Origin of the sequence: Dryocola mayonis, from assembly GCF_051307045.1 — a bacterium.
Taxonomy (GTDB): domain Bacteria; phylum Pseudomonadota; class Gammaproteobacteria; order Enterobacterales; family Enterobacteriaceae; genus Dryocola.
The window spans coordinates 1,022,308-1,042,030 of record NZ_CP150452.1 but is presented as its reverse complement, the minus strand read 5'-3'; the positions used below and the strand labels follow the sequence as shown (position 1 = coordinate 1,042,030).

Genomic DNA, 19,723 nt, shown 5'->3' with positions numbered 1-19,723 from the left:
ATTATGACGCAACAACTTGCCCGGGCGATGCACGCCCTGGAAGCTAACCAGGCCAGCCGCGGCGGCCGGTTTTACCCGCAATTTCATCTTGCGCCGCCGGCCGGCTGGATGAACGACCCCAACGGGCTGATTTTCCACAACAACCTTTATCACGCGTTCTACCAGCATCATCCGTTTGATGAAAACTGGGGGCCGATGCACTGGGGCCACGCCACCAGTACAGACATGGTGCGCTGGCGGCACCAGCCCATTGCGCTGGCGCCGGGGGACGAATGGGATCGCGACGGCTGCTTCTCGGGCAGCGCGGTGGACGATAACGGCGTGCTGTCGCTGATCTATACCGGGCATATCTGGCTTAACGGCTGCGGAAACGACAGCGCCGTCCGCCAGGTGCAGTGCCTCGCCACCAGCCAGGACGGCGTTCATTTTGAAAAACAGGGCGTGGTGTTAACGCCGCCGGAAGGCTTTATGCATTTCCGCGATCCAAAAGTGTGGCAGGAGGATGGCTGCTGGTGGATGGTCATCGGCGCGCGGGACGCCGACGATCGCGGCCAGGTGCTGCTTTACCGCGGCGCTTCGCTGCGCGAGTGGAGGCTGGAGCGCACTCTTGCCAGAGCCGAACCCGCCATGGGCTACATGTGGGAATGCCCGGACTTTTTCGCCGCGGGGCCACGCCCATTACCTTATTTTCTCCCCGCAGGGCATACAGGCCTGCGGCTATCAGCACCGCAACCTCTTCCAGAGCGGCTATCTGCGGGGATGCTGGCAGCCGGGCGGGGATTTTGTGCAGCATGGCGACTTTACCGAGCTGGATCACGGGCACGATTTTTATGCTCCGCAGTCGTTTCTTGCCGCCGACGGACGCAGGATCCTGATGGGCTGGATGGACATGTGGGAGTCCCCGATGCCGTCCAAACGCGAAGGCTGGGCCGGCTGCCTGACGCTGCCCAGAGAAATTACCGCTGACGCGCAGGGGCGGCTGCGCCAGACGCCGGTTCGCGAACTGCTTTCCCTGCGCGGAAAGGAACACCCTGTTATGCCCTGCGTGCTGGAAAACGAGCGCCAGATCCTGCAGGACTGCGCGGAGGCGGCAGAGCTGGAGCTGAACTGGGACTGTCGCGAAAGCCGCGCCGAGCGCTACGGGCTACGCCTGGGCACCGGCTGCGAACTCTTCGTTGACGACCAGGCCCGGCGCCTGGTGCTGGCCCGGCGTTATCCCGACGAGCAGCTCAGCGGCGACCGCAGCGTGCCGCTGCCGGAAAATGGCGATCTGCGCCTGCGGATTTTTATCGACCGCTCATCCATTGAGGTATTTGTTAACGAGGGAGAATACTGCCTGAGCAGCCGGATTTATCCGCAGCAGGATCGGCAGCTGCAGCTGTTTGCCGATTGTGGCCGCGCGCTTTGCCGCGGCGGATCGTTATGGCTGCTTAAGCCCTGCGGCCTACAGGGAAACGCGCTTTAACAAAGGACAGGCCACGGGCTGCACGCCGCCTTGCGTGCGGCCTTCAATCAGATGCAGCGCCGCCTGACGGCCAATCTCGTGATGCGGCAGCTGCACCGTCGTCAGCGGCGGCAGAAACAGCTCCCCCACGCCCACCAGATTGTCGTACCCCAGCACCGCGACCTGCTGCGGGATGCTGATGCCCCGCGCCAGCAGTGTTTGATAGGCCACGAAGGCAATCCTGTCGTTGCCGCAGACCAGCACGTCGAAATCCGCCTCGCCATTCGTGCAGTGCCGATCCAAAAGCGCGGCTAAATCCGTGTAATGCTCATCGCCCATCGCCATGTGATATTGCCGCGCCGCGGCAAGGGAAAGCCCCGCCTCGCGCCAGGCCTGAATAAAACCGTCGCGGCGAGGCCTGCTGGCAAGCGCCCTTTCCGGCAGCCAGAAGCAAAGCGGGCGGCGATAGCCTTTAGCAATCAGGTACCGCGTGGCCTGGTACTGCCCGGCAAAATCATCCGGGATATAGCACGGCAGCGTTTTATCGTCCGTTACGCAGTTCGCCAGCACGACCTGTTTGCCCGCCAGCGCTGCAGGAAGGATAACGTGGCGCAGCCCCATGGTGGTGAAAATGATGCCGTCAGGACGCTGCGCCAGCAGGTGGCGCACGGCGCGCTCGGCGTCTTCAGAAGAAAGGATATTAATAAGAAAGCTGTTCCAGCCCCGCTCGCGCGCCGTCTGCTCTATCGCCAGCAGCATCTCAACCGAGAACGGCGTGGTGGCCGTGTCGAGGGCGAGAATAGCAATCGTCGAGGTTTTCGTCCCCTGGCTGCGAATCTTACGCGCCGAATAGTCCGGCACGTAGTTAAGCGCTTCGATCGCTTTTTGCACCCGCTCGCGGGTGGTCGGGCTGACATGTTCGGCATGGTTGATAACCCGTGAAACGGTCATCAGGGATACGCCAGCCATATTTGCTACATCTTTCAAAGAGGCCATGTGGGTGCCGGGAATTTGGGAATGTCCTGATAATATACAGTTTTCAGCGTTTTTTCCCGCCCGGCATCACATTCAGGCCTTCTCGCGTAGCAGCAGCGTCGTCAGCGTAAACGACAGGACCAGCGCCAGCACCACGCCCAGCAACGCGAACGCAAAGTAAGGGCCGATATAGGCCGGCAGGCTGAAGATGCTCGACAAAATATAGCCGTACAGACGCACGCCAAAGAAGGCGATAAACGCAGACGCCGCGGAACTCGCCACGGTCGCGGCGATAAACGCCTTTTTGTAGCGCGTCAGTACGCCAAACAGCGCAGGCTCGGTGATCCCAAGCAGCGCGGAGATCCCCGCGGAGAGCACCACCGAGCGCTCGGAGCGCGATTTGCTCAGCCGCCAGACGGCAAAAGTGGAGCCGGCAATCGCCATATTCGCCATAAACATCATCGGCATCAGCATGTCGTAGCCGCGGTCGGTGAAGTTTTGCAGCGCGATGGGCGTCATGGCATGATGCATGCCGGTCAGAATGGCTACCGGACGAATGGCGCCGACCACCAGCCCGGCAAAGCTCGCCGAAATGCCGAACAGCCCTTCGATAAACCACGCCAGCCCCCTGCCGAGGTAAATGCCCAGCGGGCCGATAATCACCAGCGCAACAAGGGCGGCTAAAAACAGCGTCAGCGTGGGCGTAAAGACCGTTTTCAGCACGTCCGGCATGATGCCGTCGACCCAGCGGTGGATATAGCTCAGGGCAAGCACCGAGAAGATCACCGGGATAACGCTTGCGGCATAGTTAAAAACGGAAACCGGGATCGCGTTCAGGAAATAGAACGCCTCAACGGCATCCGGCGCGTGCCCCGCCAGCGCTTTTGCCGCCTCAATCAGCGACGGATACATAAAGCAGGCGGCAACCGCGGCGGCCAGATATTCATTGGTTTTGAACATGCGCGCCGCCGAAATCGCAAGGAAGAACGGCAGGAAATAGAACACGCCGCTGGCGATTAAATCGATGACGATCACCGTGTCGCTTTTCGCGGAGATCGCCTTTAGCGCAATAAGCCCCGCCAGTAAGCCTTTGATCATCCCGGCGCCGGCGATAGCAGGCACTATGGGACCGAATACGCCGGAGACCGTATCCATAAACAAAGAGATCGGGCTTTTACGCTCTTTTTTTCGCTCGCCGGCCGTGCTGCGCGTAGAAGGCGAGCCCAGCGCGCAAGAGAGTTGTTCATACCAGCGATTCACCTGCGGGCCGATGATAATCTGAAACTGATCGCTTTGGATTTGCGTGCCTAAGATACCCGGCAGCTCTTTTATCGCCGGCTGATCGATTTTGCTTTCATCAACGATGTCAAAACGCAGGCGCGTCATGCAGTGCCAGACTTTATTAATATTATCGACCCCGCCAACCAGCCGGATAATATTATTGATGGCTTCAACTGTCCCCATTAATCGCTCCGAAGAATCCGTTTATTGTTATATGCCGCATGGTCTGAAAGCGTAGAGAAAGAAGCGGGACAAAACAAACCAATAAAAGCTGATGCGCGTCACAATTACCTTATTGCAAGGCATTAAAAACGACAATAGCGCAAATTGGTCTGGTTTATCACGCATATTCAAAGTATTTCCTGACCAATAAAAATATTTAAAAAAGCTGTTTACCCGCGCCTTTAAATAAGGCGATAGTAAATAAAGAAATCCTTTTTATGGTGGGCAACCGTCCTTTTTTCTTACGGCTTGTGGAGTTATCTCGTGCTACCAACCCTTATTGAAAATATCGAATGCTTTATTACCAAGCCCGATCGCCACAATCTCGTCACCGTGCGCGTGACCACCGGTAAAGGCGTGACCGGCCACGGCTGCGCCACTTTCCAGCAGCGTCCGCTGGCGGTGAAAACCATGGTCGATGAGTATCTCAGGCCGCTGCTGGTCGGGCGGGACGCCAACAATATTGAAGACCTGTGGCAAATGATGAACGTCAACGCCTACTGGCGTAACGGCCCGGTGATCAACAACGCCATCGCCGGCGTGGATATGGCGCTGTGGGACATCAAAGGCCAGCTGGCGGATATGCCGCTGTATCAGCTGTTTGGCGGCAAATCGAAAGACGCGATAGCGGCGTACGGCCATGCGGCCAGCGAAACGCTGGAAGGGCTGTATGCGGAGGTCGATAAGCTGCTGGAGCAGGGCTACCGCTATATTCGCTGCCAGCTCGGTTTTTACGGCGGTACGCCGCAAAACCTGCACGCCACCAAAACCCCCACCCCCGGCGCCTATTACGATCAGGATGAATACATGGACAATACCGTGGCCATGTTTAAAGCCCTGCGGGAGAAGTACGGCAGCCGGTTCCATATTCTGCATGACGTGCACGAGCGCCTTTTTCCGCAGCAGGCCATACAGCTGGCGAAGCGGCTTGAGCCTTACCAGCCGTGGTTTCTGGAAGATATTCTGCCGCCGCAGCACAGCGCGTGGCTTGAGCAGGTCCGCGCGCACTCTTCGGTTCCGCTGGCCATGGGCGAGCTGTTTAACAACCCTGCCGAATGGCACGAGCTGATTGTCAACCGGCGCATTGATTTTATTCGCTGCCACGTCTCGCAGATCGGCGGGATTACGCCCGCGCTGAAGCTGGCCATTCTGTGCCAGGCCTTCGGCGTACGTCTGGCGTGGCACGGGCCGCCGGACATGACGCCAATCGGCGTGGCGGTGAATACCCATCTGAATATTCATCTGCACAACGCGGCGATTCAGGAATTTATTCCCAACCAACCGAATACCGAAGCGGTGTTCCCCGGCGCGCCGGCGGCAGAACAGGGCTACCTGTATCCACCGGAAAAAGCAGGCATCGGCGTAGGTTTCGACCAGCAAAAAGCCGAAAGCTTCCCGGTGGAATACCGCCCGCATGAATGGACGCAAAGCCGTTTACCGAACGGCGCGATTCATACGCCCTGATCGCCTTTGCGAAACGCCAGGCTGTCGTGGTTAAAGGGGGTTACGTAGGTGCACGAATAGTTGATATCAATGATTTCGCTGATCTCGAACACCCGCCCGCCTTCAAGGATGCCCCGGTTGATGATATGCATCGCCGGGCTGCCTTTTTTACATTCCAGCAGCGCCGCCTGCTCTTTGCTGACGCTGACGGCCCGGTAGCTGGTCAGCAAATGCGAGATGCGATAGCCCTTGCCCAGCACATACTGCTGGAGGGATTGCTCAATAATAAGCTGGTTGAGGTCGGGAAAATCCTTGACCGGCATCCTTGAGATCTCAATCTGCACCTTTTGATTATCCACGTAGCGCAGGCGGCAAAACTGCCAGATAAACTCCTCTTCACCGAGGCCGAATACCTGCCGCTCTTCGCGATCGGGCAGTTTTTTATGCAGGTTGACCATGCGAAAAGCAATCTGATCGAAGCGCTTTTCAGTGATGGAGTTGTACACCAGCGGATGACTGCTCGCCTGCGGTTTAATCCAGACACCCGAGCCCTGCACAATTTCAACGACCCCGATGCTCGCCAGCTTTTCCAGCGCCTGGCGGATAGTGAATCGGGAAACGCCGTATTCTTCGGCCAGCCGCCGCTCGGGAGGAAGCTTGCGCAACGCCGGCCCGCTGCGCTGATAGATTTTGCTGAGCAAATCCTGAGTAATAAATTCTTTTTTCTTCATATCGCCGCCAGATTTTCACGCCGGACTTTCCTTTGCGTTGCAACATATCATCCGGCGAGGGGCTGAGCTAGACTTGGCTTCAGCACCGAAAATGATTAAAAAATAAAGAGCTTCTCTCCGGGTTGAAAACAATGGCCAACAGAAAAATAGCAGGTGCGGTTAACGGCGTGCTGATAGTCGCGGTGCTGGTTCCCGTGCTGCTGAGTATTTACCTCGCGCACCGCAAGGCCGAGCAGGCCTTTCACGCTGAGCTTTCAGAGTTCGCTTCCCGCGCCGTTATACGCACCGAGCGGGTGATAGAGCAGGCCCACCCGCGCCATCAATGACATTAACGGCTTTAGCTACGCTTCGTGCTCCTACGCCCATCGGCAGGAAATGCGGCGCGTTGGCCTTAAATACCGTTACGTGCAGGAAATTCTTTTCCAGCGCGATGGCCATATTCTTTGCTCCTCCCTGGAAGCGTTTGACAACGGCGCAGCCATTGGCAGGCCCGATCGCACCGGTAAAGAAGGCTTCGGCGCCTGGTACTCAAATACCACGGATCTGGGTTTTAAACGCCCCATGGTCTATATCGGTAAAGCGTCCCATATTGCGGCCATCGATCCCGTGTCGTTTATCGATGTGATCCCCTTTAGCGGCAACCCCATGAATATCGCCATGATCGAGCTGAACCGCGGCCTGGCGATCGCCACCAACGGCCCGCTGGATCCCGCCGCCTGGAAAGGCCCGCTGGCAAAGGGGCTAAACCAGTTCCAGTATCAGGGCTCCGCTTACGTTATTCATCGGGAAAATAATCTGGGCATGGCGATGATTACCTGGGCCCCGCTGGCGCCGCTTAATAAAGCCTGGTATCAGCAGCTGCTGATCTGGCTGCCCATCGGCATCGGCGCCGGTCTTGCCGCCGGGCTGTATATCACGCATTTATTGCGCCGTTTGCAGTCGCCCCGCGCGCGTATTGTCGACGCCATTAAAAACGATGACTTTACCGTGATGTATCAGCCCGTCGTTGATTTACAAAGCGGAAAAAGCGTCGGCGCGGAAATTCTGCTGCGCTGGGCGCAGCCGGACGGTACCTATTTAAGCCCCGATATTTTTGTGCCACTGGCTGAAGAAACCGGGCTTATCACCAGAATAACCGAGCAGGTGATAGACAAGCTCTTTGCGGAGCTCGGCGACTGGCTGCACGATCGCCCTGAGCACCGTATTTCTATTAACCTTGCGCCCTGTGACGTGCGTAACCTGCATATCCTTGAGTACATCCGTCCCCTGCTGATGCGCTATTTCATCAAGCCCGGGCAGATAGCCTTTGAAATTACCGAGCGGGGTTTCGCCAACCCAAAACTTACCGCTCCGGTTATCGACCAGTTTCGCCGCGCGGGGCATCCCATCTATATCGACGATTTCGGCACCGGCTATTCCAGCCTCAGCTACCTGAATACCCTGGCCGTCGACGTGCTGAAAATCGATAAGTCTTTCGTCGATGCGCTGGAGTATAAAAACGTCACGCCGCACATCATCGAGATGGCAAAGACGCTGAATATCGCCACGGTGGCGGAAGGCGTTGAGACGCAGGCCCAGGCCTGCTGGCTACGCAGGCACGGGGTGCAGTACGGACAGGGCTGGCTCTACAGCAAGGCGCTGCCAAAACGGGAGTTTATCGAGTGGGTTGCCCGTAACGATGCGCGGCCCCCGCTACTTGCGCAATAGCTTCTGCAGCCGCTGCTGCTGACGGCGCTCCAGCCAGCCGTGGAAAACAAACAGCCTCGCGCCGCGTAGCGCCAGCAGCGCCCCCCAAATGACCGTCGGCCAGATAAACCAGTAGCGTTCAGGAGAGGTAAACAGATTTATTGCCGCCAGCCCGGCGCAGACGACCGCCCAGGTCATTACCGCGCGATAAAAACCGTACTCCCGATCCAGGCGACGTTTCGCCCGGTCGATTTTCTGGTTCAGGGCCTCATCCTGAGCGGGCTCCTCGGCCATTTCCGCGTTCAAATCGGCCACCTTTAAATCGAAGGCCGCGGCTATCGCGCTTAAGGTTTCCAGGCTCGCCTGGCCGCCGTTCTCAATACGCTGAATGGTGCGCACGCTTAAAGAAGAAAGCTCGGCCAGTTGCTCCTGGGACCAGGCTCTTGATAAGCGCAGCGCTTTAATAGTTGAGTGTTTCATAGCAGGTTCTCTCTACGGGTTTAACCAGCTTTTATCTTGCGCCGGGCGCGGTTAACGCACCACGACAGCGCCGCGACGCCTGCCTGACAGCAACACGACAGCAGTACGACAGCGGCTGTCAGGCTACGCGAAGGCGTTTTTTCATCTACGCTCAAAACTCTCCACGCCATAAACAGGAGCAGGCCATGAGCAAAAAATACGACTTTCCCGTCGAACAAATTCGCCGCTATCTGGAGCCCGGACCGATCGTTTTGCTCTCTTCGTTACACCGTGGACAGCGCAATATCATGACGCTCGGCTGGCATACCATTATGGAATTCTCGCCGTCGCTTATCGGCTGCATGATTTCAGCGGGCAACCACAGCTTCAGTATGATCCGTGAAAGCGGCGAATGCGTGATAAATCTGCCCACCGTTGAACTGGCGGACACGGTTGCCGGAACAGGTAACTGCTGCGGAAAAGAAACGGATAAATTCGCCAAATTTTCACTGACGCCGGTAAAGTCGAGAAAGGTCGCCGCCCCGGCCATTGACGAATGCTACGCCCATTTTGAATGTCGCCTGCATGATGATGTGCTGGTAGAAAGCTACAACTTTTTTATCTTCGAAGTGGTTTGCGCCCGGGTGCAGCACGAGCCGGAATGGCCGGAAACGCTGCACTATACCGGCGACGGCCTGTTCCGAACCGACGGCGGCTTTATCGACCGCCGCCGCTTATTTACCAAAGTGTCTTAAGAGGCTATTTCGCGCCCAGCCGTTTTGCCAGCCGGTGCAGGTTTGCTACGTCGAGCTGCAGCTGACGCGCGGTGGCGGCCCAGTTGCCGCCGTTGGCGTCGAGCGTCTGCACTATTATCCGGCGCTGAAAATCGTCCGTTGCCGTACGCAGGTTGTCTACCGCCGGCAGGCTTTTTATCGCCGCCGGCGCGCTTTTTTGCTCCGCGTCCGCCAGCTGAAAATGCTGCGGCTGCAGCAGCAGCTCTCCTTGCGGATGGCCAGCGCGCGCCAGTACGATGGCGCGGTAAATAGCGTGCTCCAGCTCGCGAATATTGCCCGGCCAGTCGTACCGGCGCAGCAGATCGCGAGCGCCATCGCTTAATACCACCTGCTTCAGGCCCATTTTTACGCGGCTTTGTTCGCAGAAAAAGCCGGCCAGCAGGGTGATATCATCGCCGCGTTCGCGCAGGGGCGGGACGTGCACCGGAAAGACGCTTAAGCGATGAAACAGGTCCGAGCGAAACTGCCCTTCCAGCACCTGCTGCTTCAGATCCCGGTTGGTTGCCGCCAGCACCCGCACGTTCACCCGCTGGCTGTTGTCATCCCCTACCCGCTGGATATCGCCATACTGCAAAACGCGCAGCAGCTTGGCCTGCAGCGTCAGCGGCAGCTCCCCGATTTCATCAAGGAACAGCGTGCCGTTATCCGCCATCTCAAATTTCCCGGTTCGGTGGTGTATCGCCCCGGTGAAGGCGCCTTTCACGTGGCCAAACAACTCGCTTTCCGCCACGCTTTCCGGCAAAGCCGCACAGTTAAGATAAACCAGCGGGTTGGCCGCCCGCGCCGATCCGCCATGAATCGCCCTCGCCACCAGCTCTTTACCGACGCCGGTTTCACCGGTGATCAGCACGTTGAGATCCGATCCCGCGACAATTTCGATCTCTTTTTTAAGCTGCTCGATGCCGGGGGAAAGCCCCACCATTTCCGCGCTGCCGCTTTTCGCCGTGATAGGCACCGCTGCCGCCGCCGGCGTCTGGTTTTCCAGCTGTTCCATCAGCAGCGCGTTATTGAGCGCCCCGGCGGCCAGCACGCTGATAAGCCTCAGCTCCTCGTCGCTGAAATGGTCGAACTGCGCCGGATCCATGCCGTCTACGGTCAACGCGCCGATCAGGTTCTGGTCGGCAAACAGCGGCAGGCCAAGACAGGCATGCACTTTTAAATCGCTGTGATGCGGGATCAGCCCGTCGTAGGGATCGGGAAGCTCGCTTTCGGCCGGAAAGCGCACGACGTCGCCCGCGCGCGCGATGGCTTCCAGCCGCGGATGGGCATCCAGCGCAAAACGCCGTCCAAGCACGTCTTGCGCCAGGCCATCAATAGCCAGCGGACGGAACTGCCGCGCCTCGTAGCGCAGCAGCGCGGTGGCATCGCTGCCCAAAAGCTGGCGCAACGTGCGGACTAAACGGGCAAAGCGGTCCTGATGGGTGATGCCGCTTTGCAGATCGATGGCGATATTGGCAAGGGAGGTGATAGACAGGCTCATAGGCGGCTCCTTTAAAGGGTGCGTTAAGCCTAATCCCTGCTAGTCAAAATGACAACCACAATGTCATAAAGACATTACTCCGCTTGGTCATTATGACAATTAAAGCACGACAATAATAATTAAATTTTTTATAAATCAATAAATTAAAAAGTTGGCACGCTAGCTGCAATATGCATGGCACAAACATCATTTATTTTATTGATACTGAGGTACTGACGAATGGCTATTCAGGTTAAAAACAACATTAAGTGGGTTGGACAACGTGACTGGGAAGTGCGCGATTTTCACGGGACTGAATATAAAACGCTGCGCGGCAGCAGCTATAACAGCTATCTCATTTGCGAAGAGAAAAACGTGCTGATCGATACCGTCGATCATAAATTCAGCCGCGAATTCGTGCAGAACCTGCGCGCCGAAATCGATCTTGCGGATATCGATTACATTATCATCAACCACGCGGAAGAAGACCACGCCGGCGCGCTTACCGAGCTGATGTCCTGCATTCCGGACACGCCGATTTACTGCACCGCGAACGCCATCGACTCCATCACCGGCCACCACCATCACCCGGAATGGAACTTCAACGTCGTGAAAACCGGCGACAGCCTGGACATTGGTAACGGCAAGCAGCTGATTTTCGTTGAAACCCCGATGCTGCACTGGCCGGACAGCATGATGACCTATATGACCGGCGACGCGGTGCTGTTTAGCAACGACGCCTTCGGCCAGCACTACTGCGACGAACACCTGTTTAACGACGAGGTGGACCAGGCCGAACTGTTCGAGCAGTGCCAGCGCTACTATGCCAATATCCTGACTCCGTTCAGCCGCCTGGTGACGCCGAAAATTACCGAGATCCTCGGCTTCAACCTGCCGGTAGATATGATTGCCACCTCCCACGGCGTGGTGTGGCGTGACAACCCGACGCAGATCGTCGAGCTGTATCTGAAATGGGCCGCGGATTATCAGGAAGACCGCATCACCATTTTCTACGACACCATGTCCAACAACACCCGCATGATGGCCGACGCTATCGCGCAGGGCATTGCCGAAACGGATCCGCGCGTGGCGGTGAAAATCTTCAACGTCGCCCGCAGCGACAAAAACGAAATTCTGACCAACGTTTTCCGCTCCAAAGGCGTGCTGGTGGGCACCTCCACCATGAACAACGTGATGATGCCGAAAATCGCCGGCTTGGTGGAAGAGATGACCGGCCTACGTTTTCGCAATAAGCGCGCCAGCGCCTTCGGCTCGCACGGCTGGAGCGGCGGCGCGGTAGACCGTCTGTCCACCCGCCTGCAGGACGCCGGTTTTGAAATGTCCCTGAGCCTGAAGGCTAAGTGGCGCCCGGACATGGACGCGCTGGAACTTTGCCGCGCCCACGGTCGTGAAATCGCTCGCCAGTGGGCGACAACGCCGCTGCCTGCCGCAGCCGTGAACGCGCCGCAGGCAACCGTCGCCGAAGCCGAAGCAAAAACCTGCGCCGACCTCGGCCCACGTATGCAGTGCAGCGTTTGCCAGTGGATTTACGATCCGCAGACCGGCGAACCTATGCAGGACGTAGCGCCGGGAACCGCCTGGAGCGACGTGCCTGACACCTTCCTGTGCCCGGAATGTTCGCTGGGTAAAGACGTGTTCGACGTGCTGGCAACGGAGGCAAAATGAGCGCAGGCATCGTCATTATCGGCTCGGGCTTCGCCGCCCGCCAGCTGGTAAAAAACATCCGTAAGCAAGACGGCAATGTGCCCATCCGCATGATTGCCGCCGACAGCATGGATGAATACAACAAGCCCGATCTCAGCCACGTTATCAGCCTGAACCAGCGGGCCGACGATATGACCCGGCAGCGCGCCGGGGAGTTCGCCGAGCAGTTCAACCTGACGCTGCACGCCAACACCCGGGTTTCGGATATCGATACCAGCAGGCGTCTGGTGAAATGCGCAGACCAGCAGTGGTCCTATGACAAACTGGTGCTGGCCACCGGCTCAAGCGCGGTGCTTCCCCCCGTGCCCGGCCGCGAGCTGATGCTGACGCTCAACAGCCAGCAGGAATACCTGTCCTGCGAAACGGCGCTGCGCGATGCGCGCCGCGTGATGATTCTGGGCGGCGGCTTAATCGGCAGCGAACTGGCGATGGATTTTTGCCGCGCCGGTAAGCAGGTGATGGTGGTGGATAATTCAGCAAGCCTGCTCGCTTCGCTGATGCCTGCGGAGGTAAGCAGCCGCCTGCAGCAGCGTCTGAATCAGATGGGCGTCGAGCTGCTGTTCAACCAGCGCCTTGAATCGCTGACCGGAACCGGGCAGGGAATTAGCGCGGCCCTGAGCAACGGCCGTACCCTCGACGTTGATGCCGTGGTGGCCGCAATCGGCCTGCGTCCTAACGTAGATTTAGCGCAGAACGCCGGGCTTGAGGTCAATCGCGGCATCAAGGTTAACCGCCAGCTGCAAACCTCAGATGCGAATATTTACGCGCTGGGCGACTGCGCGGAAATCGACGGTAAGGTGCTGCCGTTCCTGCAGCCGATTCAGTTCAGCGCCATGACGCTGGCTAAAAACCTGCTGGGCGCAGCCGACGGCCTGACTTTACCTGCCATGCTGGTGAAGGTGAAAACGCCGGAACTGCCGCTGCATCTGGCGGGTGAAACCCAGCGCGCGGATCTCCGGTGGCAGATCTCCGCCGACCCGGAAGGGCTTATCGCAAAAGGCTATGATGCCGCACAGCAGCTGCGAGCGTTTATCGTCAGCGAAGCGCATATGAAGCAGGCGTTTGGGCTGCTGCGGGAGCTGGCGCTGTAAGCCGTAGCCGGTGGACGGGCTGACGCTTATCCACCCTACAAAATATGCCGCTGCGGGATTTACTCGTCCAGCAGCGGTATAAATCCGCCGTAAATCATGCGCTTGCCGTCAAAGGGCATGGTATCGCCAAACGCCTTCATGCGCGGGTCGGCCATCATCTTTCTGTTGGCCTCGTCGCGTGCTTCTTTCGAAGGGTATTCGATCCAGCTAAAGACCACCTCTTCGTCCTCTTCGGCTTTAACAGCCATACGAAAATCGGTGAGCCTGCCGTCGGGCACGTCGTCAGCCCAGCACTCTACGATGCGCAGCGCGCCAAACTCCTTAAACAGCGGCGCCGTTTTGGCAGCCAGCTGTTTATACGCCTCCTTATTAGCGGCGGGAACCGCCACCACAAAACCATCGACATAATGCATTGCTGCCTCCACGAGATGAGGGTTACGGGCGTTACTTTCCGCTCGTGATGATTACGCCAGATAAGTGTAGTGGCTAAGAATGGTTGCTGCCTGCTCAGAATTTCAGCAGCATTTCATACTGCGTGACGGGGTCCTGGCGGTAGCCGCAGCTCAGGTACAGCGGCGCTACCTGCTCCGGAACGGAGCCTGCGGTAGACAGGCCGGGAAAGCGTTCGCGCAGCAGCGTCAGTAGCTTTTTCGCCTGCCCTTTGCCACGGGCGGCGGTATCGACGTAGAGCATACGCAGCCTGGGCTGCTGAGGGTGCGGAATAACCATCGCGTAAGCGACATCGTCAAGCACACAGGCCCTGCCGGGCAGCTTATAGAGCGTCTCAGGCGCGCTCAGCCAGGGTAATCTCAGGCGGCTGTCGGTCAGCATTTTTTTCGCCATCAGCAGCGGATCGATTTCCAGCAGCTCGCCTGCCGGACGAAACGGCGCGAAACCCGCGGCATGAAAACCCACCAGCGTCTGCTGACAAACAAACCCCATGCGCTTATAAAGCGCCAGCCCGCCTTCGTTGCCCACTATCACCTCCAGCCACATCTGCCGGTCGCCGCGCAAGCGCGCCTCGTCAATCAGCTGCCGGATAAACTGCTTGCCGTATCCCTGTCCGCGCAGCTCGGGGCGAATCGCAAATGCCGCAAGGCGGCTGGTCTGCCCACGACGGGCGACGATCGCCAGCGCTTTCGGTTCGCCATCCTGCAGCCAGACTTTGCTGTCGTTAAGGCTGATATCCTCAGCGCTAAAACGGGTCGCGAAGGTTTCGCCGTCGAGGGTAAAAGGCACCAGATAACCTTCAAAACAGTGGGAAAGAATCTGCGCCAGCTGGTGGCTGCTCCAGTTTGCCGCCGCCTTGCTGATAATCGTGTCGTGCATGTTTTCCTCATCTGCCGTGGGCTCGCTTCCCGTATGCAGAAAACATAGCAGCCTGCGGATGACAATGCGACTTACGGCACCGCCGTTGGCTCGGCCAGAGGCTTTTTGTGGCCGGCGGTAAGTCTGAACCACGGCAGGCACAGCTGGATCAGCGGGCCGATGGCGAGGGCATAAAGCACCGTGCCCACGCCTACCGTGCCGCCCATCGCCCAGCCGGCAAGCAGCACCGTCAGCTCGATCGCCGTACGCACGCTGCGTACCGACCAGCCGGTGCGGGCGTTAATCCCCGTCATTAAGCCGTCGCGGGGGCCGGAACCAAAGCCTGCGCCGATGTACATTCCCGTGGCTATGGCGTTTACTACCACAGCGCAGAGCAGCAGAACGCTTCGCGCCGCCAGCGATTCCAGCGGCGGCATCAGCGCCAGCGCCGCATCCGCCGCCAGCCCGAGCACGATGACGTTACTGACGGTGCCGAGGCCCGGACGCTGACGAAGCGGGATCCACAGCAGCAGCACCAGCGCGCCAACCAGAATCATCACCATGCCGATATTAAGCGAAAATATCTTCGCCACCCCGAGATGAAAAACGTTCCACGGATCCGCCCCCAGATCGGCGCGTACAAACATCGCCGTGGAAACCCCGTAAAGCACCAGTCCGATATAAAGCTGCAGTAGCCGACGAGCCATCATTTTTTCCACCTCCCCCATTGGTTATGGCTATACTTTCCGGGAAAATGGACTGAATATTAAGGTCCAGTTAACACAAAGTGGACTGCTATGACACAGCGCAGAACGGGGACAGCCTCGCTTATCAAACTTCTGGGGCACTGGCATCAGGCGGCTTCCCGCACGCCGGTTTATCGTCAGCTGGCGGACGGGCTACGTTTGCTGATCCTGGACGGCAGGCTGCCGCTGGAAAGCCGCCTGCCCGGCGAGCGCGAGCTGGCGGCCGCGCTTGGCGTAAGCAGGACAACCGTTGCCGCGGCGCTGGGGCAGCTGCGGGAGGAAGGATACCTGCTCAGCCGCCACGGTTCGGGCTCCAGCACGGTTCTTCCGGAAGGTACGCTTTCCGCCTCGCCGGTGCCAGGCGTAGCGCCGGTACTGGACCTCTCGACCGCCGCCCTGTCCGCGGGCCCGGAAATTCATCAGGCTTATACCAGCGCGTTAACGGCGCTGCCGGAGCATTTAGCCTCCACCGGTTACGATCAGCATGGGCTGCCTGAGCTTCGCGCCGCTATCGCCAGGCGCTATGCGGCGCGCGGCTTGCCGACTACGGCAGACCAGATAATGGTGGTCAACGGCGCGGTAAGCGGGTTTGGCCTGATTCTGCGGCTATTAACCGGCCCCGGCGACCGGGTGGTCATCGATCATCCAACCTACCCGATGGCGTTATCCGCCATTAAAGGCGCCTCCTGCCGCCCGGTTTCGCTCAGCCTGCCGGAGCAGGGCTGGGATACGGATGGCCTGGCCGCCACCTTCGCCCAGACCTCTCCCCGCCTGGCCTACCTGATTCCGGATTTTCATAACCCAACCGGGCGCTGTATGGATGCCGCCACCCGTGCGGCGGTCGTAGAGATTGCCGCGCGGACCCGCACAACCATTGTGGTGGATGAAACTATGGTGGACCTGTGGTTTGACTCGCCTCCCCCGCCGCCGCTCGCCGCTTTTGACCATGCAGGATCGGCAATCTCGCTCGGTTCTGCCGGAAAAAGCTTCTGGGGCGGCCTGCGCCTGGGATGGATACGCGCCTCGTCCCGGACTATCGCCTCTTTAGTTCAGGTGCGCGGCTCGCTGGATTTAGGATCGCCGCTTCTGGAACAGCTGGCGACGATTAACTTATTCAATACGGCGGATAATTTTCTGCCGCAGCGCAGAAAAATACTGCAACAGCAAAGGGATTGCTGCTCGGCGATGGTAAGAGAGCTCTTCCCGGACTGGCGAATTACCGGCGCGCCGGAGGGCGGGCTGTCTTTATGGATTGAGCTACCGAAACCGCTGGCAACCGTCTTCGCCGCCAGCGCCGAATCCATCGGCATCCGCATCGGCGCAGGTCCGCGCTTTGGAACGGAAGGCGCGTTCGAGCGTTTTCTGCGCCTGCCTTTTACGCTGGAACCGGCGCAAATGCGCATCGCGCTTGAACGTCTCCAGCCGGTCTGGAAACAGGTAACGCAGAACCGGGGTTATATGGAGCGCTCGCTGACGGTTTAATGACGCAGCCGGCAAATAATTATATTGCTGTCCGCCAGCGGTTTCTTATCTGCCAATAAAATTAAGAATTTGGGAACATCAATTTTATTGCCCCAGCCTTTGATGAGCATAAAATAACCGTCAGGATATTGCGAAACAAAGGAATGAATGATGGATATAGCGCTACCTGGCCGGGGCTGGAACAGGTCCTGGTCCGACACGATGATTAACCTGGAAGCCCGCAAACTTATCAGCGCGGCAAATCAGCTTTCTGCCTTTTATCTTTATGATGGTCTGACCCGCATCAGCTTCGTTGAGGAAATAAAACAGATTGTTGAGCAACAATTTGCTGCGGCTCGCCGCGCAAGAACAGATGAAGAATGTATGGCGTGCATAAAAAATCTGCGCGCGGAAACGGAAAACCTCCGCGAACAGGATCGCCTGTTAAGAACAAAAGCGGCCAGGCTCTATGCGGAGATCGAGTTTGTTCGCGAAAATAATAAAATCGTCGGCTACGTGATTAGCGCCGTCAAAATTGTCGTGTCCGGGTTAACGGCCTATGGTGGCGGAATGTTAATTGCCGCAGGCACTCCAATTGGTGTTGTGGCTGGGGCTATTCTTATCATGGACGGCGTTAATGGAATCTCAAAAGAGTTTGTTAATTTTAAAAGAGAAAATGCAAAAAAATCTGAAGGAATTATTGCCGATCGATCTTTGGAGATAGCGCAATTTATGGGCTTTAAACCTGAATCAGGTTTGGCGGCCTATAAGACGCTCACTCTGAGCACAAGCGTCTACAGCATTTTTGGTTTGTCCAGGAAAGCAGAGGCGTGGCGGTTGTTTCGCTATCTTCCAGGTGACTACTACAGGAAAGTCACCGCCATGAGCACACCCAAACTAACGATAAAAATCGTCGGTTATGGCATTAAGGCCAAAGTCATCTTTGACCTTATCAGCACCGATTAATTTTTTTTACCTGATAAATGCCGCCATGATTTATAAGAAATAATCGGCGGCTGACAAAAAGCCACTATTAAAAGACCCAACAATAAGGAGATACCGCTGGAAAAAACATACCAGGGGTCATCATACTTTGTACAAATAAGAAAAATAAAAAAACAAAAGCCACAAAAAAACACCCATAACATAATCTTAAATCTTCTGGCTAAATCAGGAACGACCTCATCAAGCGTGCCACCGTAATTCTCAATATTATTTTTTAAATACCCTAGTTCTTTTTCGGTAAAACCTGAACGCAACAAAGCTTCTTCAGTAATATTCATGCCATTTTCTCCTTTGTCCATAAAAGTGAAAATCTCTTCTGCCGATTTATCCCCTATCATACTGGCGATTGTTAACGCCACACAGCCCGATCGGTCGCGTAAATTCTGAAATATTAATTAACGGCTACCGCTACCACAATCTCATCGGCAAAAAGCAGCTGCGCTTAAGCCGCGAGGGCATGGAGTAGCCCGGGTCGGGAAATCACAAAAGGTGCAATTCATTACTCTGAGCGTTGTGCAAAAGCTTTCCTGGCAGAAGACCTTGCAAAGAAGCGGGCGTCAACATGATAAAAACATGCTTAGCACAAATGGGTGGGGGGCCCTGCCAGCTACATCCCGGCACACACGTCACCTGCTGCGGCTGCTTCCTTCCGGATCTGACCGAGTTCACAAGTTAGTGTTGCGGGAGAACCAACAGGGCCCCCATTGAGAGCGCCGGTTACCCGACGCGCTGGCGCATTATCCACGTTGCCCCCGGCAATTGCAAGCCGCCGGCGGTCAGGTGTTGGTTTCTTGCGCAGCCGGCGTTTTTCTTTGCGCAGGGCTCGGCGGCGATTATGCTTAGCAAAGCCGTATTAAGGAGCAGCTCATGGATAATCACGATTCTTTCCCGCAACGGGTTTACCAGATTATTGCCGCCATTCCTGAAGGCCATGTCACAACCTACGGGGATATCGCGCTGCTCGCGGGTTCACCTCGCGCGGCGCGTCAGGTCGGCGGCGTGCTTAAGCGGCTGCCGCAGGGCAGCAGGCTGCCCTGGCATCGGGTGGTTAACCGGCACGGCGCCATCTCGCTGACCGGGCCGGATTTACAACGCCAGCGCGAAGCCCTGCTGTCCGAGGGAATTATGGTTTCCGGGGATGGGCATATAGATATGCAGCGCTATCGCTGGAACTACTAAAAAAGGCGCCTCCTGAGAGGCGCCTGTTAGCTGATTCAGAACGTAGTCGGGGCGGGAACCGCTGAGGACGGGGTGACCTGGGTTGGCGAAGTCGAAGGTACGGTTGTCGCCGCTCCACCGCCCGGCTGTACCGGCACCGCGGTTTGCTGAACCGGAACCAGCGTCAGGTCCGCTTTCGTGCCGCCCTGATTGATAACCGGTTTTACGGTATCGGTAATAAACACCAGTTTATCGTTCACGGTGATCGCCGCGCTCAGGATGATGCGCGCGTTAGGCTGGATATCAGCCGGGTTAAACGGCAGCACAAAGCTGAACGGCGCCTGTTTACCCTCGGTACGAGTCACCTTCTGCGCCAGCACCCTGGACGGCGAGTCCGCAAGCGAGGCGTCAGATAAAGTTACGGTCAACACGGCGTCCGGCGGCAGCGCCACACGCTGGCGAATCCACGCCGTACCTGTTACCGCCGGCTGTGCAATCACCGGTTGCGCCGTTGCGCCAGAAGTTGTCGCAGCCGGTGCCGGGGTCGGAATATCTGCAGATTTCTGCGCGCAACCCGCCATAGCAACCGCGACGGCTAATCCACTTAACATGTGCACAAGTTTCATTGATTTGTTCTCCTTATTATCAATGCACCCGTGGGCGCTGGGTCCCACAAGTAATGTATGGATAAAACATGCTTATCACGCTAAGTGTGGCACATATCACTGAATTTTG

Annotated in this window: 20 protein-coding genes, 1 other RNA gene and 1 pseudogene; 10 read left to right on the top strand and 12 right to left on the bottom strand. The window is 57.4% G+C overall.

Translation table 11 applies throughout. The features are described from left to right. Window positions 1–3: 3 nt before the first annotated feature. Window positions 4–1,465 (top strand): annotated as a pseudogene (locus tag WLO32_RS05040) (glycoside hydrolase family 32 protein). Here WLO32_RS05040 and WLO32_RS05035 read toward each other — a convergent pair. Together WLO32_RS05035 and WLO32_RS05030 are read right to left on the bottom strand one after the other, a co-directional pair. Continuing rightward, on the bottom strand, window positions 1,445–2,440 hold the full coding sequence (locus tag WLO32_RS05035; RefSeq protein ID WP_435947404.1) for a LacI family DNA-binding transcriptional regulator: 996 nt from the start codon (window positions 2,438–2,440) through the stop codon (window positions 1,445–1,447). The pseudogene WLO32_RS05040 and the gene WLO32_RS05035 sit on opposite strands and share 21 nt — an antisense overlap. Before the next feature lie 72 nt (window positions 2,441–2,512). Then, window positions 2,513–3,883, bottom strand: a complete 1,371-nt coding sequence (locus tag WLO32_RS05030) for a PTS transporter subunit EIIC (RefSeq protein ID WP_435947402.1) — start codon at window positions 3,881–3,883, stop codon at window positions 2,513–2,515. A 303-nt stretch (window positions 3,884–4,186) separates the two neighbouring features. On the opposite strand from WLO32_RS05030, the gene WLO32_RS05025 reads away from it, so the two are divergent. Then, the gene (locus tag WLO32_RS05025; protein WP_435947401.1) at window positions 4,187–5,386 is read left to right on the top strand and encodes an enolase C-terminal domain-like protein; all 1,200 of its coding nucleotides are present in this window, start codon (window positions 4,187–4,189) and stop codon (window positions 5,384–5,386) included. On the opposite strand, the gene WLO32_RS05020 is transcribed toward WLO32_RS05025, so the two are convergent. Next, window positions 5,374–6,096 carry a GntR family transcriptional regulator gene (locus WLO32_RS05020; protein WP_435947400.1) on the bottom strand — a complete coding sequence of 241 codons (723 nt, stop codon included), beginning with the start codon at window positions 6,094–6,096 and terminating at the stop codon, window positions 5,374–5,376. The two genes, WLO32_RS05025 and WLO32_RS05020, sit on opposite strands and share 13 nt — an antisense overlap. A 131-nt stretch (window positions 6,097–6,227) precedes the next feature. On the opposite strand from WLO32_RS05020, the gene WLO32_RS05015 reads away from it, so the two are divergent. Both WLO32_RS05015 and WLO32_RS05010 read left to right on the top strand, forming a co-directional pair. Continuing rightward, window positions 6,228–6,422: a hypothetical protein gene (locus tag WLO32_RS05015; protein ID WP_435947399.1), complete on the top strand. Its 195-nt coding sequence runs from the start codon at window positions 6,228–6,230 to the stop codon at window positions 6,420–6,422. Beyond that, the gene (locus WLO32_RS05010) at window positions 6,415–7,803 is read left to right on the top strand and encodes an EAL domain-containing protein (RefSeq protein WP_435948248.1); all 1,389 of its coding nucleotides are present in this window, start codon (window positions 6,415–6,417) and stop codon (window positions 7,801–7,803) included. Before WLO32_RS05015 ends, WLO32_RS05010 begins: the two co-directional genes overlap by 8 nt. Here the strand turns inward: WLO32_RS05010 and WLO32_RS05005 are convergent. Then, window positions 7,789–8,262 (bottom strand): 2TM domain-containing protein, encoded by a 474-nt coding sequence (locus WLO32_RS05005; RefSeq protein WP_435947398.1) that lies wholly within the window; start codon window positions 8,260–8,262, stop codon window positions 7,789–7,791. The two genes, WLO32_RS05010 and WLO32_RS05005, sit on opposite strands and share 15 nt — an antisense overlap. A 185-nt stretch (window positions 8,263–8,447) precedes the next feature. Between WLO32_RS05005 and WLO32_RS05000 the strand changes: the two genes are divergently transcribed. Further along, on the top strand, window positions 8,448–8,996 hold the full coding sequence (locus tag WLO32_RS05000) for a flavin reductase family protein (protein WP_435947397.1): 549 nt from the start codon (window positions 8,448–8,450) through the stop codon (window positions 8,994–8,996). 4 nt (window positions 8,997–9,000) lie between these two features. Here the strand turns inward: WLO32_RS05000 and norR are convergent, their stop codons facing one another. Next, window positions 9,001–10,515 carry a nitric oxide reductase transcriptional regulator NorR gene (gene norR, locus WLO32_RS04995; protein ID WP_435947396.1) on the bottom strand — a complete coding sequence of 505 codons (1,515 nt, stop codon included), beginning with the start codon at window positions 10,513–10,515 and terminating at the stop codon, window positions 9,001–9,003. 219 nt (window positions 10,516–10,734) lie between these two features. Here norR and norV point away from each other — a divergent pair, with 219 nt between their 5' ends. Continuing rightward, entirely contained in the window at window positions 10,735–12,180 is a 1,446-nt protein-coding gene (gene norV, locus WLO32_RS04990) for an anaerobic nitric oxide reductase flavorubredoxin (protein WP_435947395.1), read from the top strand. Next, window positions 12,177–13,310 (top strand): NADH:flavorubredoxin reductase NorW, encoded by a 1,134-nt coding sequence (gene norW / locus WLO32_RS04985; RefSeq protein WP_435947394.1) that lies wholly within the window; start codon window positions 12,177–12,179, stop codon window positions 13,308–13,310. The genes norV and norW overlap by 4 nt, the downstream gene beginning before the upstream one ends. Before the next feature lie 59 nt (window positions 13,311–13,369). Here the strand turns inward: norW and WLO32_RS04980 are convergent, their stop codons facing one another. The 3 genes from WLO32_RS04980 to WLO32_RS04970 all read right to left on the bottom strand — a co-directional run bounded on the left by WLO32_RS04980 (window position 13,370) and on the right by WLO32_RS04970 (window position 15,325). Next, complete coding sequence (locus WLO32_RS04980; protein ID WP_435947393.1) at window positions 13,370–13,723, bottom strand: DUF1428 domain-containing protein; 354 nt, start codon at window positions 13,721–13,723, stop codon at window positions 13,370–13,372. A 94-nt stretch (window positions 13,724–13,817) separates the two neighbouring features. After that, entirely contained in the window at window positions 13,818–14,639 is an 822-nt protein-coding gene (locus WLO32_RS04975) for a GNAT family N-acetyltransferase (protein ID WP_435947392.1), read from the bottom strand. Window positions 14,640–14,710: 71 nt separating this feature from the next. Next, window positions 14,711–15,325, bottom strand: a complete 615-nt coding sequence (locus WLO32_RS04970; protein ID WP_435948247.1) for a YczE/YyaS/YitT family protein — start codon at window positions 15,323–15,325, stop codon at window positions 14,711–14,713. A 90-nt stretch (window positions 15,326–15,415) separates the two neighbouring features. Here WLO32_RS04970 and WLO32_RS04965 point away from each other — a divergent pair, with 90 nt between their 5' ends. Continuing rightward, window positions 15,416–16,846: a PLP-dependent aminotransferase family protein gene (locus tag WLO32_RS04965; protein WP_435947391.1), complete on the top strand. Its 1,431-nt coding sequence runs from the start codon at window positions 15,416–15,418 to the stop codon at window positions 16,844–16,846. On the opposite strand, the gene WLO32_RS04960 is transcribed toward WLO32_RS04965, so the two are convergent. Further along, on the bottom strand, window positions 16,843–17,046 hold the full coding sequence (locus tag WLO32_RS04960; RefSeq protein ID WP_435948358.1) for a hypothetical protein: 204 nt from the start codon (window positions 17,044–17,046) through the stop codon (window positions 16,843–16,845). The genes WLO32_RS04965 and WLO32_RS04960 overlap by 4 nt on opposite strands. Here WLO32_RS04960 and WLO32_RS04955 point away from each other — a divergent pair. Then, entirely contained in the window at window positions 16,997–17,791 is a 795-nt protein-coding gene (locus WLO32_RS04955) for a DUF4225 domain-containing protein (protein ID WP_435948246.1), read from the top strand. The two genes, WLO32_RS04960 and WLO32_RS04955, sit on opposite strands and share 50 nt — an antisense overlap. On the opposite strand, the gene WLO32_RS04950 is transcribed toward WLO32_RS04955, so the two are convergent. Both WLO32_RS04950 and ffs read right to left on the bottom strand, forming a co-directional pair. Next, window positions 17,788–18,189, bottom strand: coding sequence for a hypothetical protein (locus WLO32_RS04950; protein ID WP_435947390.1), 402 nt, complete (start codon window positions 18,187–18,189; stop codon window positions 17,788–17,790). The genes WLO32_RS04955 and WLO32_RS04950 overlap by 4 nt on opposite strands. A gap of 239 nt (window positions 18,190–18,428) precedes the next feature. Then, window positions 18,429–18,525, bottom strand: an RNA gene (ffs, locus tag WLO32_RS04945) — signal recognition particle sRNA small type. Between the two features lie 172 nt (window positions 18,526–18,697). Between ffs and WLO32_RS04940 the strand changes: the two genes are divergently transcribed. Beyond that, complete coding sequence (locus WLO32_RS04940; RefSeq protein ID WP_435947389.1) at window positions 18,698–19,009, top strand: MGMT family protein; 312 nt, start codon at window positions 18,698–18,700, stop codon at window positions 19,007–19,009. Between the two features lie 35 nt (window positions 19,010–19,044). Here WLO32_RS04940 and WLO32_RS04935 read toward each other — a convergent pair whose 3' ends face one another. Further along, window positions 19,045–19,614: a YbaY family lipoprotein gene (locus WLO32_RS04935; protein ID WP_435947388.1), complete on the bottom strand. Its 570-nt coding sequence runs from the start codon at window positions 19,612–19,614 to the stop codon at window positions 19,045–19,047. Between the last annotated feature and the right edge of the window lie 109 nt (window positions 19,615–19,723).

Bases quoted from the DNA above. Each gene is read 5' to 3' on its own strand.
- WLO32_RS05035 (WP_435947404.1), bottom strand. From the start codon at position 2,440: ATGGCCTCTTTGAAAGATGTAGCAAATATGGCTGGCGTATCCCTGATG.
- WLO32_RS05030 (WP_435947402.1), bottom strand. From the start codon at position 3,883: ATGGGGACAGTTGAAGCCATCAATAATATTATCCGGCTGGTTGGCGGG.
- WLO32_RS05020 (WP_435947400.1), bottom strand. From the start codon at position 6,096: ATGAAGAAAAAAGAATTTATTACTCAGGATTTGCTCAGCAAAATCTAT.
- WLO32_RS05015 (WP_435947399.1), top strand. From the start codon at position 6,228: ATGGCCAACAGAAAAATAGCAGGTGCGGTTAACGGCGTGCTGATAGTC.
- WLO32_RS05005 (WP_435947398.1), bottom strand. From the start codon at position 8,262: ATGAAACACTCAACTATTAAAGCGCTGCGCTTATCAAGAGCCTGGTCC.
- WLO32_RS05000 (WP_435947397.1), top strand. From the start codon at position 8,448: ATGAGCAAAAAATACGACTTTCCCGTCGAACAAATTCGCCGCTATCTG.
- norR (WP_435947396.1), bottom strand. From the start codon at position 10,515: ATGAGCCTGTCTATCACCTCCCTTGCCAATATCGCCATCGATCTGCAA.
- norV (WP_435947395.1), top strand. From the start codon at position 10,735: ATGGCTATTCAGGTTAAAAACAACATTAAGTGGGTTGGACAACGTGAC.
- norW (WP_435947394.1), top strand. From the start codon at position 12,177: ATGAGCGCAGGCATCGTCATTATCGGCTCGGGCTTCGCCGCCCGCCAG.
- WLO32_RS04980 (WP_435947393.1), bottom strand. From the start codon at position 13,723: ATGCATTATGTCGATGGTTTTGTGGTGGCGGTTCCCGCCGCTAATAAG.
- WLO32_RS04975 (WP_435947392.1), bottom strand. From the start codon at position 14,639: ATGCACGACACGATTATCAGCAAGGCGGCGGCAAACTGGAGCAGCCAC.
- WLO32_RS04970 (WP_435948247.1), bottom strand. From the start codon at position 15,325: ATGGCTCGTCGGCTACTGCAGCTTTATATCGGACTGGTGCTTTACGGG.
- WLO32_RS04965 (WP_435947391.1), top strand. From the start codon at position 15,416: ATGACACAGCGCAGAACGGGGACAGCCTCGCTTATCAAACTTCTGGGG.
- WLO32_RS04955 (WP_435948246.1), top strand. From the start codon at position 16,997: ATGGATATAGCGCTACCTGGCCGGGGCTGGAACAGGTCCTGGTCCGAC.
- WLO32_RS04940 (WP_435947389.1), top strand. From the start codon at position 18,698: ATGGATAATCACGATTCTTTCCCGCAACGGGTTTACCAGATTATTGCC.
- WLO32_RS04935 (WP_435947388.1), bottom strand. From the start codon at position 19,614: ATGAAACTTGTGCACATGTTAAGTGGATTAGCCGTCGCGGTTGCTATG.